The sequence below is a fragment of the Streptomyces amritsarensis genome, assembly GCF_001953875.1.
Taxonomy (GTDB): Bacteria; Actinomycetota; Actinomycetes; order Streptomycetales; family Streptomycetaceae; genus Streptomyces; species Streptomyces amritsarensis.
This window is the reverse complement of sequence record NZ_MQUR01000018.1, coordinates 34,605-52,744: the sequence shown is the minus strand read 5'-3', so window position 1 is coordinate 52,744 and position 18,140 is coordinate 34,605. Positions and strand designations below refer to the sequence as shown.

General features: G+C 68.0%; 11 protein-coding genes. 5 read left to right on the top strand and 6 right to left on the bottom strand.

The genetic code is table 11. The features are described from left to right. Positions 1 to 6 precede the first annotated feature (6 nt). The 3 genes from mqnC to AVW11_RS10940 form a co-directional block, all read right to left on the bottom strand. Positions 7 to 1,206: a cyclic dehypoxanthinyl futalosine synthase gene (gene mqnC / locus AVW11_RS10950; protein WP_060179513.1), complete on the bottom strand. Its 1,200-nt coding sequence runs from the start codon at positions 1,204 to 1,206 to the stop codon at positions 7 to 9. A 77-nt stretch (positions 1,207 to 1,283) separates the two neighbouring features. Next, entirely contained in the window at positions 1,284 to 3,065 is a 1,782-nt protein-coding gene (locus tag AVW11_RS10945) for a serine/threonine-protein kinase (RefSeq protein WP_076043889.1), read from the bottom strand. A 206-nt stretch (positions 3,066 to 3,271) separates the two neighbouring features. Next, on the bottom strand, positions 3,272 to 4,135 hold the full coding sequence (locus AVW11_RS10940) for a menaquinone biosynthetic enzyme MqnA/MqnD family protein (RefSeq protein WP_030842460.1): 864 nt from the start codon (positions 4,133 to 4,135) through the stop codon (positions 3,272 to 3,274). A 237-nt stretch (positions 4,136 to 4,372) separates the two neighbouring features. Here AVW11_RS10940 and AVW11_RS10935 point away from each other — a divergent pair, with 237 nt between their 5' ends. Then, positions 4,373 to 4,576: a cold-shock protein gene (locus tag AVW11_RS10935; RefSeq protein ID WP_030012116.1), complete on the top strand. Its 204-nt coding sequence runs from the start codon at positions 4,373 to 4,375 to the stop codon at positions 4,574 to 4,576. A gap of 217 nt (positions 4,577 to 4,793) precedes the next feature. Here AVW11_RS10935 and AVW11_RS10930 read toward each other — a convergent pair whose 3' ends face one another. Continuing rightward, positions 4,794 to 6,461: a lytic transglycosylase domain-containing protein gene (locus AVW11_RS10930; protein WP_076043888.1), complete on the bottom strand. Its 1,668-nt coding sequence runs from the start codon at positions 6,459 to 6,461 to the stop codon at positions 4,794 to 4,796. Between the two features lie 393 nt (positions 6,462 to 6,854). Here AVW11_RS10930 and AVW11_RS10925 point away from each other — a divergent pair, with 393 nt between their 5' ends. Then, positions 6,855 to 7,451 carry a dihydrofolate reductase family protein gene (locus AVW11_RS10925; protein WP_076043887.1) on the top strand — a complete coding sequence of 199 codons (597 nt, stop codon included), beginning with the start codon at positions 6,855 to 6,857 and terminating at the stop codon, positions 7,449 to 7,451. 66 nt (positions 7,452 to 7,517) lie between these two features. Here AVW11_RS10925 and AVW11_RS10920 read toward each other — a convergent pair whose 3' ends face one another. Together AVW11_RS10920 and AVW11_RS10915 are read right to left on the bottom strand one after the other, a co-directional pair. Continuing rightward, positions 7,518 to 8,012 (bottom strand): hypothetical protein, encoded by a 495-nt coding sequence (locus AVW11_RS10920; protein WP_143568831.1) that lies wholly within the window; start codon positions 8,010 to 8,012, stop codon positions 7,518 to 7,520. A 176-nt stretch (positions 8,013 to 8,188) separates the two neighbouring features. Continuing rightward, the gene (locus AVW11_RS10915; protein ID WP_158076125.1) at positions 8,189 to 9,382 is read right to left on the bottom strand and encodes a DNA cytosine methyltransferase; all 1,194 of its coding nucleotides are present in this window, start codon (positions 9,380 to 9,382) and stop codon (positions 8,189 to 8,191) included. Between the two features lie 237 nt (positions 9,383 to 9,619). Between AVW11_RS10915 and AVW11_RS10910 the strand changes: the two genes are divergently transcribed. From AVW11_RS10910 to AVW11_RS10900, 3 genes are read left to right on the top strand one after another with little or no spacing between them, the layout of a single operon-like run. Next, entirely contained in the window at positions 9,620 to 11,683 is a 2,064-nt protein-coding gene (locus AVW11_RS10910; RefSeq protein WP_076043886.1) for a hypothetical protein, read from the top strand. 3 nt (positions 11,684 to 11,686) lie between these two features. Then, positions 11,687 to 12,664, top strand: a complete 978-nt coding sequence (locus tag AVW11_RS10905) for a hypothetical protein (protein ID WP_076043885.1) — start codon at positions 11,687 to 11,689, stop codon at positions 12,662 to 12,664. Between the two features lie 23 nt (positions 12,665 to 12,687). Beyond that, positions 12,688 to 18,132: a DEAD/DEAH box helicase gene (locus tag AVW11_RS10900; RefSeq protein WP_076043884.1), complete on the top strand. Its 5,445-nt coding sequence runs from the start codon at positions 12,688 to 12,690 to the stop codon at positions 18,130 to 18,132. Positions 18,133 to 18,140 lie beyond the last annotated feature (8 nt).

Below are 18,140 nucleotides of genomic sequence, written 5' to 3'. Positions count from 1 at the left end.
GGCGCGTCAGTTCGCGGAGATGAGCTTCAGCTCGGGGTGCGCGGTGCCGCCCTCGATCGCGGTGGAGGAGATGTGCGAGACCACGCGGTCGTCGGCCGGGTCGTTCGCCGGGTCGTCGTGGACCAGCAGGTGCTCGTACGTCGTCGCGCGCTGCGCCGGGGTGCGGCCCGCCTTGCGGATCAGGTCGATGATCTCCTGGCGGTTGGAGCGGTGCTTGGCGCCGGCGGAGGAGACGACGTTCTCCTCCAGCATGATCGAGCCGAGGTCGTCCGCGCCGTAGTGCAGCGAGAGCTGGCCCGCCTCCTTGCCGACGGTCAGCCAGGAGCCCTGGATGTGGGCGATGTTGTCGAGGAACAGGCGCGCGACCGCGATCATGCGCAGGTACTCGAAGATCGTCGCCTGGGTCCGGCCCTTGAGGTGGTTGTTCTCGGGCTGGTAGGTGTACGGGATGAAGGCGCGGAAGCCGCCCGTGCGGTCCTGCGTGTCCCGGATCATCGCGATGTGCTCGATGCGCTCGGCGTTGGTCTCGCCGGTGCCCATCAGCATGGTCGAGGTGGACTCCACCCCCAGCTTGTGGGCGATCTCCATGATCTCCAGCCAGCGCTCGCCGGACTCCTTGAGCGGGGCGATCGCCTTGCGCGGGCGGGCCGGCAGCAGCTCGGCGCCGGCGCCTGCGAAGGAGTCGAGGCCGGCCGCGTGGATGCGCTTGATGGCCTCCTCCGCCGAGACGCCCGAGATGCGGGCCATGTGCTCGACCTCGGACGCGCCGAGGGAGTGGATGACCAGCTGCGGGAACGCCTGCTTGATGGCCGCGAAGTGGTGCTCGTAGTACTCGACGCCGTAGTCCGGGTGGTGCCCGCCCTGGAACATGATCTGCGTGCCGCCCAGCTCGACGGTCTCCGCGCAGCGGCGCAGGATGTCGTCGAGGTCGCGGGACCAGCCCTTCTTGGTGTCCTTGGGGGCGGCGTAGAAGGCGCAGAACTTGCACGCCGTGACGCACACGTTCGTGTAGTTGATGTTCCGCTCGATGATGTACGTCGCGATGTGCTCGGTGCCGGCGTAGCGGCGGCGGCGCACCGCGTCGGCCGCCTGCCCCAGCGCGTGCAGCGGCGCGTGGCGGTAGAGGTCGAGCGCCTCTTCCTTGGTGATCCGGCCCCCCGCGGCGGCGCGGTCGAGGACAGACTGGAGAACGGCCTGGTCGGTCACCGGGAGTCACCTTTCGGCGGTGTGTCTGTGTCAAGGTCCGGACCGAGCCAGCCTACGCCAGGGGTCGGCGGCGGGTTTCAGGGGCTGCGCCTGAGATCTCCCTCGGGGTTCCCTGCCGGGGTGTCGCCCGACTTGTAGTGCAGCGTCCCGTCCGCGTTGAGGGTGAACCGCTCGTCGGCGGAGCCGTTGGAGCAGACCCCGGGGGCCGGGTTGGGGCCGGCCGAGGTGTCCAGGACCAGCGAGCGGTCGGTGGCCGAGGAGAGCTTCCAGTCGCCGCTGCAGTCGGTGCCGAGGACGGCGAGGACCGACTTGTCCCGGGCGACGACCTCGCCGACCTTGCCGCCCTTGATGGTGATCTCGAACTCCGACGACAGGCCGAGGCGGGCGGTGGTGACCGTGCCCTTCCACGTGCCGATGAGCTCCTTGGGGACGTCGGTACGGGTCCCGGGCGCAGGCGAGGCGGAGCTCGCGACCGGCGCCGGGGCCGAGGCGCCCGGGGCGGGCGAGGAGGCCGAGGGCCGCGCGCCGGCGTCGGCCAGGTCCCGCTGCCGGTCGCCGCCCTGCCCCGGCAGCAGGTCCAGGAAGTAGACCCCGCCGGACAGCACCGCCAGGACGGCCGCCGCGGCCAGCACGACGGTGCAGCTGAACCGGCGCCCCGCGGCCCTGAGGCTGACCTGCGGCCCGCCGGGCTCGGACCGCGGCTGCGGCACCGCCCCGGCCGCGGCGCCCGCGGCGCCCGCCGGGCCTGCGCCGGCGGTCTCGGTGGGGCTGGCGTACGGGCCCGCGGCCGGGGCGGCGTATGGGAAGCCCGCGCCCCGGCTCCCGTACGAGGGGTCCGGCGCCCCGAAGCCGCCGCTGGCGGGGGCGTACGACCCCGCGGCGAAGGGGACCGGGCCGGACGCGGCCTCCGGCGCGGCCCCGGCCCCGGCGCCGGCCGGAGCCGGTCCGCCTGCCGCGGCACCCTCGGGGGAATCGGCGTCGAGGTCGAGGAGGGCCACCGCGGCCCGGCTGGCCTCCTCCACCAGGGGTGCCGGGAGCCAGCCGGGGGCGCCGAGCGCCCCCGCCAGGGCGGCGGCGACCGCCTCGGGCGCGGGCCGGTCGGCGGCCGCCTTCGCGAGGCAGGCCTCGATCAGGTCGCGCAGGTCCCCTGCGGGGAGGTCGCCGAGCTCGGGCGGTTCGTGCACCACCTTGTAGAGGAGGGTGGCGGAGTTGTCCCCGGTGAAGGGCGGCCTGCCGGTCGCCGCGAAGGCCAGCACCGCGCCGAGGGAGAACACGTCGGCCGCCCCGGTGATCCCCTTGCCGAGGATCTGCTCGGGGGACATGTAGCCGGGCGAGCCGACGGAGACCCCGGTGGAGGTGAGCGAGGCGGTGCCGTCCATGGCCCGCGCGATCCCGAAGTCGATCAGCCGGGGCCCGTCGAGGGCGAGCATCACGTTCGACGGTTTCACGTCCCGGTGGACGAGCCCGAGCCCGTGCACGGCCACCAGGGCGCGCGCCAGGCCCGCGCCGACGGCCCGTACCGAGGGTTCGGGGAGCGGCCCGTGCGCGGCGAGCGCGCGGGCCAGGGAGGGCCCCGCCACGTATCCGGTGGCCACCCACGGGACCGGGGCCTCGGGGTCCGCGTCCAGCACCGGCGCGGTCCACTCGCCGCCGACCCGCCGGGCCGCCTCGACCTCGCGGCGGAACCGGGCCCGGAACTCCTCGTCGGAGGCGAAGTGCGGGTGCACGATCTTGACGGCGACGGTCCGGCCGCCCGCACTGCGTCCCAGGTACACCCGGCCCATGCCACCCGCGCCGAGCCGGCCGAGCAACCGGTACGCGCCGATGGTCCGCGGCTCACCGGCTTCCAGCGGATGCATCGCGTCCCCCCAATTCCCCGTGGTCCCGGGCGCCTTGTGGCACCCGGCCGAGCAGCAGCCTAGGGGGTTGCGGGCGGGGGGAGGGTGCGGCCGTCACCCTTTTGCATTTCCCCCGACCGGCGGAGGAATGCGGAAAGGGCGGGAATTGCCGGGAAACCGGGCATTCACCTGCCGGGCGTTTTGGATCTACCTGGCGGTAAACCCGGTCAGCACTCCTGGACCACCGCGCCCAGCAGTTCCACGGACACGTCCGCGGGATACCCCGTCGTCGGTCCCGTTCGGCGGGCGAATTCCCGTACGCCGGCCAGCTGGTCGGGTCCGAAGCGGAAGTCGAGCGTGGTGAAGTAGCGCTCCAGCAGCTCCGCGTCGAAGGCCTCCCAGCGGGCCGCCTGTTCGGCGACCTTGGCGACCTCTTCGAGGGAGAGGTCGCGGGAGGCGAGGAAGGCCTCGTGGACCTTCTGCACGACGGCGGGCTCGCGGGCCAGGTAGTCCTTGCGGGCGGCCCAGACGGCGAAGACGAACGGCAGTCCGGTCCACTCCTTCCACATGTGCCCGAGGTCGTGGACGGTCAGTCCGAGCCGGGGCGCGTCGTGGAGCGAGGCCCGCAGTGCGGCGTCGCCGATCAGTACGGCGGCGTCGGCCTCCTGCATCATCACGCCCAGGTCGGGAGGGCACGTGTAGTAGTCGGGCCGTACGCCGTACTGCTCGGAGAGCAGTAGCTGGGCCAGGCGTACGGACGTACGGGAGGTCGAGCCGAGGGCGACACGGGCTCCGTCGAGCCGGTCCAGGGGGACCTGCGAGACGATCACGCAGGACATCACGGGGCCGTCGCAGCCGACCGCGAGATCGGGGAAGGCGACGAGCCGGTCGGCGTTGCGGAGGAATTCCACGAGGGTGATCGGGGCGATGTCCAGCTCACCGTCGACGAGCCGCTGGCTGAGCTTCTCGGGGGTGTCCTTGGTCAGCTCCAGGTCCAGCAGCGTGCCGGTTCTGGCGAGCCCCCAGTAGAGGGGCAGGCAGTTCAGGAACTGAATGTGGCCGACGCGGGGCCGGCTGCGGTAGACGTCCACATCGCGAGACTAGTCCCACGGTCTGCGTCAGCCTTGAGGCGGGTCTCAAACGTCCGGGTGACGTGATCTTTCCCTCTGGTCTCGGCCGCATGGTGCGTGCTAGGCTCGACGCAAGTTGCAGTTTGGTTTCCCTTGCAGTACGAGGCCTGCGGAGAATGTGACCCGCAGGCTTTTGTAGTTTTCAGACTTCTTAGCAGGTTCTGGAGCAGGGCGACCCTTTGGCCCATAGGAGGGCTCATGGCTACCGGAACCGTGAAGTGGTTCAACGCTGAAAAGGGCTTCGGCTTCATCGCCCAGGACGGCGGCGGCCCGGATGTCTTCGTCCACTACTCCGCGATCAACGCCTCTGGCTTCCGCTCCCTCGAGGAGAACCAGACGGTGAACTTCGACGTCACGCAGGGTCCGAAGGGCCCGCAGGCGGAGAACGTCACCCCGGCCTAGTCGCCTGGGCCAACCTCAATCGCGGGTTGGAAAAGCAGTACCCAAGGAGCCCTGTCACTTCCGCGCGAGCGGAGCGGCGGGGCTCCTGCCTTTCCCCCTCCCGGCTGAGGGGGGGACGGACACGCCCTGGGGCCCGCACCGTGTGCACGGTGCGGGCCCCAGGGCGCAGTACGGGCGGGCCGGAGGCGCCCGGGCCGTGCGGGCCCGGGCGCCGGGGTCACTTCGCGGTGGCCGCGGGCGGGGCGGTGATCTCGATGTCGAGGATCAGCGTCACGTCCTCCGGGGTGACCAGGCGGAGCTGGTAGGTGCCGGGGGCGAGGTCGGCGTCCGTGAAGAGCTCCGGCAGGACGATCCGGCCGTCGGCAGCGGTCGCCGCCAGGGTGAGGCTGAAGGCCTTCTTGCCGGTCGCGTCCTTGAAGTACGGGCCCTTCGCGGTCGCCGGGTCGGCCGGCACCCACTTCCCGTCCTTCTCCTGGCCCAGGCCGGCGACGACACCGGACACGGCGACGGCCTTGCCCTTGGCCGTGGCACGGACCTCGACGCCCGTGATGCTCGTACCGGCGGCCGCCACGATCGGCTTCGAGCCGTCCGGGCGGGCGAGCAGGTCGGCGGCGGGCGCCGTGACCTTGCCGGCGAAGTTCACGGTGAGCCGGCTGGTGGTGTCGTAGGCCGAGGCGCGCAGGGTGAAGGTGCCCGCCGTGGCGCCGGCCTTCAGGCCGGGCGCGGCGGCGATGCCGTCGGCGCCCGTCTTGACCACCAGGGACTTCGCCGTCCCGAACAGGGTGCCGGTGGCATCCTCCTCGACCGCGAAGATGACCTCGCGGCCCGCGGCGGGCTTGCCGTCGCTGAGGAGCAGCTTGACCCGCGGGACGACCGTGAAGGCCGTACCGGCCTCGGCGGCGAGGCCGGGACCGTCCAGCACCGTCAGCTCGGCCAGGTGAGGGGCCGGCTTCTCCGGGGTCGGAGTCGGCGTCGGGGTGGGGGTGGGGGTGGGCGTCGGGGTCGGCTTGGGGGTGGGAGTCGGCGTCGGCTTGGGGGCCGGCGTCGGCGTGACCGGGGTCTGCGGGCGGGGCGTGGGCAGGGTGCCCGGCTGCGCCGGCGGGTAGTTCCCGACGGGCGGGTTGGCGACCTCGGTGGCTCCCTGCTGGTACTGCCGCATGTAGCCGAGCACGGTGTTCACGTACTCGCGGGAGTTGTTGTAGCTGAGGATCGCCTTGTCGAGCTCGGCGGCCACGGACAGGTTCCGGTCGCCGGCGCACAGGTAGAGGCCGGCGCCCAGGGCCGCGTCGTAGATGTTGTTGGGGTCCCGCTTGGCGTCGCCGTTGCCGTCGGCGCCCCAGGTGGCCCAGGTCGAGGGGATGAACTGCATCGGCCCGACGGCGCGGTCGTAGACCACGTCCGCGTCGAACTCGCCCCGGTCGGTGTCGCGGATCTCGGCGAAGCCGTTGCCGTCGAGGCGGGGGCCGCGGATCGGCTTCTCGGTGTAGCCGTCGGCCTTGAGGCCGTAGCCGGAGGCGTGGACGGACTCGACCCGGCCGATGCCCGCGAGCAGCTGCCACGGCAGCTTGCAGTTCGGGAGCGCCGCCGCCACGGCGACCTCGGCGCGGTTGTAGGCGTCGAGGGCGGTCGCGGGTATGCCGCTCGCGCCGGCCTCCTGCGTGCCCGTCCCCGCGGCGGGCGGCGGGTCGGCGACGATGTCCGGCAGGTCCAGCCGGGCGTCACCTCGGTCGGTGGCCTGCGGACTGTCCGGGGTCGGTTCGGACTCTCCCGCATCCGCGGTCGACGGAGTGGACACGACCGCGGCAGTGGTCAGGCTGGCCGCGAGCGCGGCCGTGCACAGGACCTTGCGCGAGGTGTTGACGATGTGGCGGTGAAGCGGCTTCACAGTGCGGCAATCCCCCCAAGGAGCCGTTCAAAGGCATGCGGCCGGTCTGGCCGTGAATATCCACTGTCTATCAGGTATTCCGACCCGACTCGCCGTCCGATCGGCAGATGTGACGCACCATTCGTCTCACCTTCACCGGGGTCCGGCGACAGAACGGACAACGATCCCAACCCTCCGCCCGAAATGGTCCGATGACAACCTGTTTCCAGCCGGATCCCGTCTGTTCGAAGCCACGGCAGACCCTGCGAGACCGCGCCACCGCACACCACACACCGCACGCACGCCGATGTGACCCGGATCACTCAAGAAGAGTCGTGGGGACCGATACATTCCGCGGCGCCCGCCGGTCTTACTTCCGTACCCACCGACCCGGACAGAAGAGGAACGATCCCCATGCGCATCGTCATCACTGAATTCATCAGCCTCGACGGCGTCGTGCAGGCACCGGGCGGCCAGGGCGAGGACGGCGACGGCGGCTTCGCCCACGGCGGTTGGACCCAGCCCTTCTTCGACCCGGAGGTCGTCGGCGGCTCCTTCACCGAGGCCCTGGAGAAGGCCGACGCGCTGCTGTACGGGCGCCGCACCTGGCAGAACATGGCCGCCGCGTGGCCCGAGCGGGCCGGCGACCCGTTCGCCGACCGGATGAACGCCATCCCGAAGTACGTCGTGTCCGACACCCTCGGCGACGACGAGCTGACCTGGAACAACACCACGCGCATCGACGGGGACAAGGCCGTCGCCCGCATCCGCGAGCTGCGCGACGGCGATGGCGGCGACCTGGTCGTCATGGGCAGCCCCACCCTCGCACGCACCCTGCTGAGCGAGGGCCTCGTCGACGAACTGCGGCTCATGATCATGCCGGTGCTGCTGGGGGGCGGGAAGTCGATCTTCCCGCAGGACGGCGGCCTGCACACCCTCGAACTGACCTCGACGGCCATCAGCCCCGCGGGCGTGCACGTGTGCACCTACCGCCCGACCGCCAAGGCCTGACCCGGCCGGGTGTGTGACCGGCATGCCGGTCACACACCCGGATCCGGTCCGGATTCTCCGTCGCCGTCAGAACACGGCGGTCGCGATCCCGACCAGGATTCCGGCCACGGCCGCCAGCACGATCGCGGCGAGCAGGCCGGCCAGGGAGACGAGGAAGTAGCCGTCGCCGCTCTCCACCGCGCCGCTGCGCGCGCAGGCGAACAGCCAGGCCGCGAGCGTCAGGAACGGTACGAGCAGCAGGCCGGCCGCCGAGCCGAAGTTGAACACGGCGGTCCCCGACAGCTCGTAGGCCCTGCCCCTCGCCGTCCGCACCTCCACCTGGGTGCCCCGCCGGTACTCGTCGGCGGCCGTGTCCAGCACGATCTCGCGCGCCTCCTCCCCTGCCCGCCGAGGGGTGTACCAGCCCGTGCAGTCGGTACCGGTGGCGTATCCCTCGGCGTCGGTGGCCTCGTAGCAGCGGTGGACCGAGACGACCCCGTCGACGGGCCCCAACCCGAGTACGGCGCCCAACTGCGGCCCGGGCAGCACCCACATCAACCACCCGGCCACCGCAAGCGTCACGACCACCCCGACCCCGGCCGCACCCCGCCCCAACCCCCGCCCCAACCCCCGCACCACAGCCCGCACACCGCCCCCTCTCCCGTGCAGGCCGATACCCGCCCGGGCGGGCGCGTACGCGGTGAGTGGCCTGATCCCTCCTCCGGCGATTGTTCGCCCGGTGACGGACCAGGGGCAGGTCACCCTCTCGCCACCAACCGTCTGGGAGAAGGGCCAATGCCCTCGCCCGGATGGGCCTCCTTGGCACCCACCTGCGCTTGGTACGCCTCAGGTATTGAGACGGGCGCGACGGCGCGGGGGACCCTCGGCTGGCGCACCGGCAACAAAGAAGGCGTTCCTTCCAAGAGGCGGGTCCTGGCTGAGGCTTCACCCAGTTCGAGGTCTCCCACGATGGTCCGCCCCAGCACCTCTGCAAGGAGCGGGGGTGTCGCGTTGCCCACCATCCGCCGGCCGGCACGGAAAGGGTGGTCGATGCGCCATTCGTCGGGGAAGGTCTGCAAACGCATCTGCTCCCGGACGGACAGCGGCCGGTTGTCCCAGTGGAACGGCCCGGTGCTCGGTCCGGGAGATGCCGGCAGGGTCCAGGACGGCCGGTCCTTGGCCAGCTTCAGCAGAAACGACCAGTACCGGGTTCGCCAGCCGAAGAGTTCCTCACCCTCACCACGGGCCGTGAGATGGAGATAGTTGCCGCCTTCGGGGATGGAAGGCAACAACGCCGCCCACTGACCTGTGGCGGAAGGCTTCTCGTCCTCTTCGAGATCCCAGAGCACGTCCCAGGCCCGCATCGGCGCGTCCGCGTGGGTGGCCTCCGGCAGGTGGACCTCCGCACCATCCCGGTAAGCGATGCCGATGGCCCGGCGCCGGTGCTGCGGCACCCCGAAGTCGGCCGCGTCAACAACCTCGGCCGCCAGCCGGTAGGACGTGCCATGACGAGCGTTGATGCCAGCGAGTCCCTCGCTGATGACCTCGGAGGCATTGTCTTTGCCTCGCAGGAATCCCTCGACGTTCTCGATGAGCAATGCCTTCGGGAGGAAGCTCTCCACCAGGTCGAGCATCCCGTGCACACATTTGGCCCGGTCGTCCTGCATGCCACTGCGGGCCGTCGAGGCCCACTGCGCGGCCTTGGAGAAAGGCTGACACGGCGGGCCCCCCGCGATGAGGTCCAGCTCGCCGGGCTTCATGCCCAGCGCCCCGGGTACGAGCTGCTGGGCAGCTGTGTTCACGTCACCATCGCCGGGTAGGGCCCATCCCGGCCGATTGGCCGCGAGGACGGACCTGGCGTCGCCGTTGAGTTCCACGCACGCGACGGTGTCCAGACCTGCCCTCTCCAGACCTACGTCGAGGCCACCCGCTCCGGTGAAGAGGGAAAGCACCTTCCCCAAGGACTGGGTTCGGGCGGACGATCTTGTGGCGCTCAACGGAGACACTCCCCGAAGTTGATCTACTCAGAGTCTTGACACAGGGAGCTCACCGGAGAAAGCCTCGATTGTCAAGGTAGTCCGACAGCTGCGCGGACATCAACGACAGAGGGTAGCCGAACATACGCTCGAAATGCGACCATTGTCCCACCGATGGGCTAACTTCTTCCTACGCATGCAAGGGAGTTGCCCATGGACTATGACGCTTGGAACAGAGCGCTCGCGGAACACTTCTTCGCCATCCGCGAAGCGGCAGCCCCCGTATACCTGTCGGTCGATGACGCCTTGCTCGCAGACTTGCTGGCCAGTCAGACCAAGGCTGCAGCGACTCTCCCTGCTGCGGCTTGCGACTTCCGGGCCGCCCTCAGGAGCGTGGTCTTCGGTCGCAACCCCTTCGACGGCGTCGCCTCCCGCGCTCGCCAGTGGCGACGACAAGGGGGTATTGGCACTCCACCGTTCATAGCCGTGCTCGCAGCGACGGTGCTCGCGGCCTCCCGGATGAACCGATCCGAGAACACCGTGGTCGGCAGGTTCTCCTACTACGGCCCGCTCCGCGAGCTGCTCGGCCTGCACGAAGGGTCAGGCATGCCGGACGGCTACGACGTGATCGTCCCAACCCTGTGGGACCACCTGAAGTGGTGGCTGACCGAGCGCGAACGGGGCCGTCGCGGCCTGCCCTCCGCCATTCCCCATCCGACCCAGGTCAACATCGGCTGGTCCCTCTCCCAAGCTGTGCTGGTCGGATCCGACCGGGTGCAAGTCGGGCTGTTCCTGTCAACGATCGGAGCGCAGCCCGGAGACACCGTGCCTGAAACGGAGCTCCTCGCCCGGTTCCAGGAGTGGGTACGGCTCAATCGGCCGAGCCCGCGAATCCAGCGCGCTCTGGCTTCGCCACAGCTACGACCCATCCTGGCGAGCATCCTCCAGCAGGAACTCACCCACTACGATGGACTTCCGAGAAACGCTGCCGGCCTGCCGCACGTGCCTCTTTCTCTCACGACCGAAGCCGGCGGTTTCCCGTACGGCATCGCAGCCCGCATTCCCTCCCACGTCCGCCTGACATCGCTCAGTCTGAACGGCGACGTCATCACGGTTCCCCCAGGCGCACAATGGCTGCCTCTCGCGCCCCCGGACTCGAAGCTCGCTCCGGGGTCTGCTCTCGAACTGACCGCCGCGGCTGCCACCCTGACACTCCCCGCCCGCGACCTCTACGTCCTCCAGGCCAACGAACTGGTCGGTAGGTGGACATCCGTCACGACAGCGGAAGTTGGCGTTCCGCATAGGGTGCTGGTGAAGAATGCCTACGCGGCACAGGCCGAGGCAGCGATGCTCGCCTGTGGATCAGCCGCCGTACGCAGGCCCCGCAGGGTACAAGTGCCGCCCGGCTGGACATTGTTCAGCGGATACACACCGACGCGGTCCGCGCCGGTCTCCGGCGTCGTCGGCCCGCTAGCCCCGCTGCACCAGCAGTTGGCTCGCCTGTCCGGCGGCCTTCGCATCGAAGGCGGCCGGCAGACCTACCTCCTCGGCTACGCGCCCGACCTGGTTCTGCCGGCGACTCCCGATGGCCACCCCCCCACTGTCACCGTGAACGGGATTCCTCTGCCACCGCTTCACCTGGACGCGCCGGACACGATCCGGCTGGCGGATCTGGTGCAGTCCGTCGGCGAGCACCAGATCCAGGTCGGGAACCGCAAGCTCACGTTCGCCCTCGTCGAGCGCTACCGGGAGAACGTTGCCCTGCCAGTGCTGGCACTCCCCCCAAGGAACAAGAAGCTGGCCACCATCCCCAGCAAGATCCGGGACACAGCAGATCGGTCGGCACGTACTCCCTGGCTGCCGGCAGGCCATCTGTCCGGCTCGTTCTTCGGGGGCTCACCGCGCGACCCGCTTCCTTCGATGAGCCTCATGCGCATCGGCGGCTCCATCTACGCCTTAGGCAAGAATCGCCGCGTTGCACAGCTCGTCCCCCAAGTGCCGTCCTGGATAGCCGCCATGGACCATGTGCCTCACGCCATCGACATCGAACCGCTGCTCGATGTCCTGCCGTTCCAAGCTCTATGGGTACTTCAGGTGACCAGTTCCCAGAACGCCAGGGTCAGACGGGCCCCGGCCGTTCAATCCCACAGTCACGGCGCGCCCTCGGGGAGCTGGAAGTCTCTCAGCCGAGCCGACTGGGACAGGCTGACCTCGGGGAACATCACTGTTCCAGCGACCTGTGCACAAGGCTGGACCGACTACATGTCAGGGAAATGAATCGTGCAAGACGAGTTGCTCCTGTGGTGCTCCGAACGCGGCGCCGGGAGTCTCGACGCCTTCCGTGACACGTACGCGTGGCTGGAGAAGGGCGAGCAGAAGGGTTCTGCGCCGGACTGGCGCATCGCCTTGTACAACCTGCAGGTCCTCGGTCACGCAGAAGTGGACTGGGAGGCCCAGACATGGAGTGTGACGCCACCGGTCCTCACCACCATGCCGAATTCCGGAGGGCACGCGCTCCTGGTGGGGCAGAGGCCGCTCTGGCTCCTGCAGCGACTGGAACGGCTGCACGAGGATCCCGGATCCGACATCGCCACCCTCGCGCAGTCCGTGGTGCCGCTTCCCCCATTTCGACAGGCCGGCGGCCCGTCGGTGCTGATGGTGACACTGGTGGATCCTGAGGACTGCCGCGCACTCTGCAAGGCACTCGGCATCGCCTTTGAGGACCGAGCTGCCGACCAGCTCGCCCGACGCCTCCCCAGGTTCCAAGAAATGCTTGCCGAGCGTGGCGTGCAGCGAGGGCCCGGCGGTATCCAGCCGCAGAAGATGTCCGAGGGGGGACGTGACATCTGGACAGATGTCGAAGGCCACGGCGAGCCGCCACTCCACGGCGCCTACAGATATCAGCGCTACAACACCCACCGCTACATCTACTGGATCGGCACGAAAGGCTTCATCGCCGACAAACGCACGGTGGTCTACGCCGAACTCGCACGTGCAGAACGCTGGGTGCTGCGATACAGCCCGTTGCGGCAGGAACTGTACGCCCCGAAACGTATGCAGCTACCGCATCTCCACGCCCGCGCCGCCGTGCTGCGCAGCGGGCTGCTGCCTCAGCTCGCGGCGCTCAACCCGCAAGCAGACCCCAACGGGCAAGTGGGTCCCGAGCACAAGAGCTACGTCAAATACGTCAACATCGACGAGCCATTCGCCAGACAAGTGGCCGAATCCCTGTACCAGAAACTCCAGCTCGTCCCCTGAATCCGAACCTCGCGAGGATCTCCATGTCTGGTATTTCTCCGTCGGCCATCCACGGCCAGCTCGCCGATTACTTTCAGCGGTACTACGACACCGCCTACTCCCTTCGCGACTCATCGGTGGGCGAGGAACTCAGAGAGCTACTCGACACTCCCGGGGTCCTCTTCCAGGAGCCGTACCTGGAACTGTTGCCCCAGTACGTGCAGTCGCCCCAGACCCTGGAAGACCTGGCAACGGAGATAGGCCTTCCGGAATTGGCCGGACTTCTGGGTGCCGGTCTGCTCCGGGGAATCCCCAGGCTTTACACCCACCAGTCTGACGCGCTGAAGTCAAGCCAACAGGGCCGGGACATTGTGGTGACATCTGGAACCGGTTCCGGGAAGACCGAGGCCTTCCTCGTCCCGGTGCTGGCCAGGCTGACGGATGAATCACGTCGGTGGGCCGCGGCAGAGCCCCAGGAGACACAGCGGCCTTGGTGGCGCACGTCACGGGAGTGGCAGGCCCAACGCAACTGCAGCAGAAGGCCTGCGGCCATGCGCGCCATGTTCCTCTACCCGATGAACGCGCTGGTGGAAGACCAACTGATCAGGTTGCGACGCAGCCTGGACGCACCGGACGTGCGCAGCTGGTTCGACAGGCACCGTGGCGGCAACCGCTTCCACTTCGGGCGCTATACCGGCCGTACCCCGGTCGCCGGACCTCTGGAACTGGCCACCAAGCCGAACTCGTCCAAAATGCAGGAACTGCGCAAGACTCTGGCCTCGATGGAAGACCGGAGCCACCAGCTGGAGCAGCGCATCGCGGACGGGCTCGTGAAGGACGAGGAGGCCCGCTACTTCCTCCAGCGTCCGTTCGGGGCCGAGATGCGTTCTCGCTGGGACATGCAGGTCGCTCCGCCGGACGTCCTCATCACCAACTACAGCATGCTCAACATCATGCTCATGCGCCGAGACGAGGATCCCATCTTCGATCGGACCCGCGCCTGGCTGAACAGCTCCAAGGACCACGTCTTCAGCCTGGTCGTGGACGAACTCCACATGTACAGGGGGACTCAAGGCACCGAGGTCTCCTACCTCCTGCGCAAGCTCATCGACCGGCTCGGGCTGTCCACCGAATCCGACCAGCTGTCCGTGATCGCGACCTCTGCGTCCATGGATCCGGAAAACCCTGTGGACCGGAAGTTTCTGAGCGACTTCTTCGGACGGTCAGCCGACCGCTTCTCTGTGCTGGCCGGTGAACGCGTCCGGGCCAAGGGAAGGAACGATCTCATGCCCTGGGCAGGCGCCGGTGGCGAAGAAACAGTGACTTTGCCGCCCCTTCCTGACCGGCACGCGGCACTCCAGGCCGCGTTCAGGGCGAGCGACGAGGACGACTCCCCCCGAGCGAAGCCGCTGACCGAGGTATCTGCCAGCCTTTTCCCTGGCCTCGCACCCGATAGGGCGCTGGAGGCCACCGATGCACTCATCTCGCGCCTCGATGGGGAGTCGGATGCCGGATCGCGATTCCGGCTCCACCTGTTCTTCCGGAATGTCACCGGAATGTGGGCCTGCGCGGATCGGAGCTGCACGGAGGTCCAACCGCGGGCCGCGGAACCATCTGCGGACCGGCTGGTCGGGAAGCTCTACAGCCGGCCCAGGTATGCCTGCGAATGCGGTGCCCGCGTACTGGAGTTGCTGTACTGCGACACGTGCGGAGAGGTCTTCCTCGGCGGATTCAACTCTCCGATCGTCGGCCAGGATCCCACGAGGCGCTACCTGGTCTCCACCGCAACGGATCTCGAATCCCTGCCGGACAAAGCACGATTCGATCGCACCGCCGATGTCTACAGCATCTTCTTGCCCACTGCGGGAGAACGCTCCGACCTCGACAGGTCGTCGCACAGACACAAGGGTGGTCGACCCGGCGCAAGGAATCGGCCGGAATATACGTTCACCTTTGTTCCTGCCGTTCTGGATCCCGTGAGCGGCAAGGTGGGAAGTCACCAGACCGCGGACAACAACGGATACCTGCTGGTGGCACAGAGCCAACCGCAGGGCCACCTCGGGAAGGTCCGCGCCTTTCCCACGGTCTGTCCATGCTGCGGGGAAGACAAGGAGATCTTCAAGAACGTCCGGCAGTTCGAGGACCCGTCGCGATCCAGATCCCCCATCCGAACAATGGGTACAGGTTTTGAGAAGTCGAACCAGGTCCTGACCGATGCTCTCAAGAGGCAGCTGCAGACGAAAATCGTTGTCTTCTCGGACAGCCGGCAGGACGCGGCCCGGATCTCGGCGGGCCTGGAACGATCGCACTATCAGGACCTGGTCAGGCAGCTCGTGATCGCCACCCTCGACCACCCGAAGGATCTCGTTGCCCTGGCAGCCGACTACTTCAAGGGCAACGTGGCCAACCAGGCCGCCCTGACACAGCTCAGCACGAGCGGTTCACCCGATCTACTCAACGCAGTATTCGCCTTGGCCCAGGACAGCCTGACGCCCCAGCAAGAACGTGTACTGGCAGAATACCGAGCCCAGCAGAAGGGCCCGACGCTTGTCGAACTCGGCAACGGAGTCAGCACACAAGCAGTCAAATACGGCGTGCATCCCGGTGGACCCTCTTTTTCGCTGAGCAAGAGCACCGAGTCACGGAGCTGGACCAATCTCTACGACTGGACCGGAGATGTCCCGGTCGAGCGGGAGGATGGTTCCCTCACCAACGATCTACGCGTCCTGAACTCCGAAATCCACCGAACAGTGCAAGCGCAGGTCCAGCAGGCTGTCTTCGCGGGAGGCGGACGCGACCTGGAGTCGCTCGGCATCGGCTATGCCGTTCAGGACCTCACTTCCAAGAGCCGGTTGCTCGATGACGAGGTTTTCCGTCAGGTATGCATGTCCGCACTGAGGCTGCTCGGTGTGCGCCGCCAGTTCCAGGAGCAGAGGCCTGAGCCGCCGGCAAATCTGCACACAGCAGCAAGGAAGTACATAAAGGAAGTCGCACAACGTCACGATGCTTTCCCGGACGCACTGATCCAAGAAGTGAAGAATGCACTGGGCCTCAGCGACGCAGAGCCTCGGATCGAAGGCCAAAAAATCAGGATCGCCATGGCCGGCGGGACGCAATGGCGCTGCGAACGCTGCACCAGAAGGCACCTGCACGGCTCCGCTGGCGTCTGCGCCTTCTGCCACAGCCCTCATCTCGTCGCCGAACCCCTCGACCCTGGTTCCGTCACTCTGGGCGACTACTACACCTTCCTGGCCCGCGAAGCCGGGGTCCCCTTCAGGCTCCACTGCGAGGAGCTGACAGGTCAGACCGACAACGACGACGCGCAAGCCCGGCAAGCCCTCTTCCAGTCGGTCTTTCTCAGCGGGCAGGACATCGAGTTGGTCGACGAGGTCGACCTACTCAGTGTCACCACCACGATGGAGGCCGGTGTCGACATCGGCGCGCTCCGCGCGGTGGTAATGGCGAACATGCCACCACAACGCTTCAACTACCAGCAGCGGGTGGGCCGGGCCGGCCGCCGACTCGATCACCTGTCCATCGCCTTGACCCTCTGTCGTGGTACCAGGACCCATGACGACCACTACTTCCAGCACCCCTCCCGCATCACCGGCGACCCTTCGCCGAGCCCGTATGTGGATCTCGACCGCCTTGAGATCCTGCAACGCTGCTACGCCGCAAGCCTGCTGACCCTCGCCTTCCGATCGGTGGAAGGAACGGCCGACTGGGATCCGGGGCGCAATGTCCACGGACCCTTCGGAACCGTCAGCGGATGGCCTCAGGTACGGGATGACGTCCGTGCCTGGCTGGACGGGAACGACGTCGCCAAGAGGCACGCGTGTCAGGTTCTCCTGCAGGGGGCGTCCCCTGGTGCGCATTCGCTGGATTGGCTGGTGTCCTGGGCCACTTCCGGCCTCTATTCCAAGATCGAGGAGGTGGCGGCGAAGTCGCCGGACGCGGGTCCGCTGAGCCAGTCACTTGCGGAGCACGGAGTGCTCCCCATGTTCGGGTTCCCCACCAGGGTCCGCAACCTGCACCATCAGAGGCCACACGGGCCGGAACTCACCGACGTCATCGACCGCGACATCGACATCGCCATCTCGGAATGGGCACCTGGCGGTGAAGTCGTCAAGGACAAGGCCTTGCACACAGCAGTCGGGCTTGTGACCTATGAGCCCGCTGGCGGGAAGTGGCTGCCAGGCAAGGCTCCGGACAGTGATCGTCTCATGGTGGGCATTTGCACCAAATGCCTCTCCGTCAATCTCGAATCCGAAGATTCGTGTCCGGTGTGTGGGGCCACTGCAGGAGACGCCGGTGACTACCGGGTGCTCCCGTCGTGTCAGCCGCTCGGATTTCGCACCAGCTACAAGGCTCAGGACTACGACGGCACCTTCGAGTTCACACCTCGCGCCTTCTCTGCACGCCTCACACTCGACCCCACATCAGACCTCGTCCCACGCTGGACCAAGGCCGCCGAGTTCAGGAGTGGCGAGGGACGCATCGTGGTGGTCAACGCGGGAACAGGTGAGGGCTACCCGTTCGGCAAGGTCCAGGGGCACGACGGTCTGCTCGACACGAAGCTCCTGGCCGATGCGGACCGTGCGAGGGATCTGGGCCTGCCCACCCGGCCTTCGGTCAGCAACGAGGAGAAGCTGGCGCTGGCATCGGCAAAACTGACCGATGTCCTCCTGGTCGGCCTCCGCGAGCAACCGGCGGATCTGGCTCTCGACCCCCGTCGCATGGCTGCAAGGGCCGCTTGGCTCTCACTCGGCACGGTTCTGAAACTCGCTGCCGTCAGGCTGCTGGACATCGACGGAAAAGAACTCTCGGCAGGTCTACACCCTGTGCGGGGGGAAACCGAGGGCAGCGTACAGGCACAAGTCTTCCTCTCGGACACGCTGGAGAACGGTGCCGGGTATTCGACCTGGCTGGGAAAGCGCCCTGCCGAATTCCTGCTCTCCGCCGGTGAGGTAGCGGCGGATCTCACACGCCACCGCTCCGGAAGCCTGACGGCCGTGCCGTGCGACTCGTCCTGCTACGACTGTCTTCGGGACTACAGCAACAGCGCCTACCACCCGCTCCTCGACTGGCGCCTTGCCGTGCAGATGGTCGAGCTGCTCGATGGAGGGAACCTGGACTTCGCCGCCGAGGAGGTCTACGCGCACCAGCGCGCCGAGCAGTTCGCGAGAAGCTTCTCCCACTGGAAGGCCGATTCCTTCCACGGCTTGCCAGTCCTGAGAGATACCCGGCACCAGGATCTCGCTGTACTCATCACCCATCCTCTCGAGTCCTGGACCGGTCCCGCCCGATCGAAGCGCGTAGCCCGTGCGCTGACCTCGTTGGAGGCAGAGGGTTTCGAGGTCTTCGAATCCTTCGAGAATCCGCTCGCCAGCAACGAACCGCCAGAGCGCGCGGTCGTCGCGGTCGATACGTTCGAGCTGCTTCGGCGGCCGGGCTGGATCGAATCAAGACTACAGAGCCTCTTCGACTGACCGGCCGA

What these genes read in the sequence shown, in the direction of transcription:
- AVW11_RS10910 (WP_076043886.1), top strand. Translation starts at nt 9,620, where the DNA reads ATGGACTATGACGCTTGGAACAGAGCGCTCGCGGAACACTTCTTCGCC.
- AVW11_RS10935 (WP_030012116.1), top strand. Translation starts at nt 4,373, where the DNA reads ATGGCTACCGGAACCGTGAAGTGGTTCAACGCTGAAAAGGGCTTCGGC.
- AVW11_RS10900 (WP_076043884.1), top strand. Translation starts at nt 12,688, where the DNA reads ATGTCTGGTATTTCTCCGTCGGCCATCCACGGCCAGCTCGCCGATTAC.
- AVW11_RS10945 (WP_076043889.1), bottom strand. Translation starts at nt 3,065, where the DNA reads ATGCATCCGCTGGAAGCCGGTGAGCCGCGGACCATCGGCGCGTACCGG.
- AVW11_RS10925 (WP_076043887.1), top strand. Translation starts at nt 6,855, where the DNA reads ATGCGCATCGTCATCACTGAATTCATCAGCCTCGACGGCGTCGTGCAG.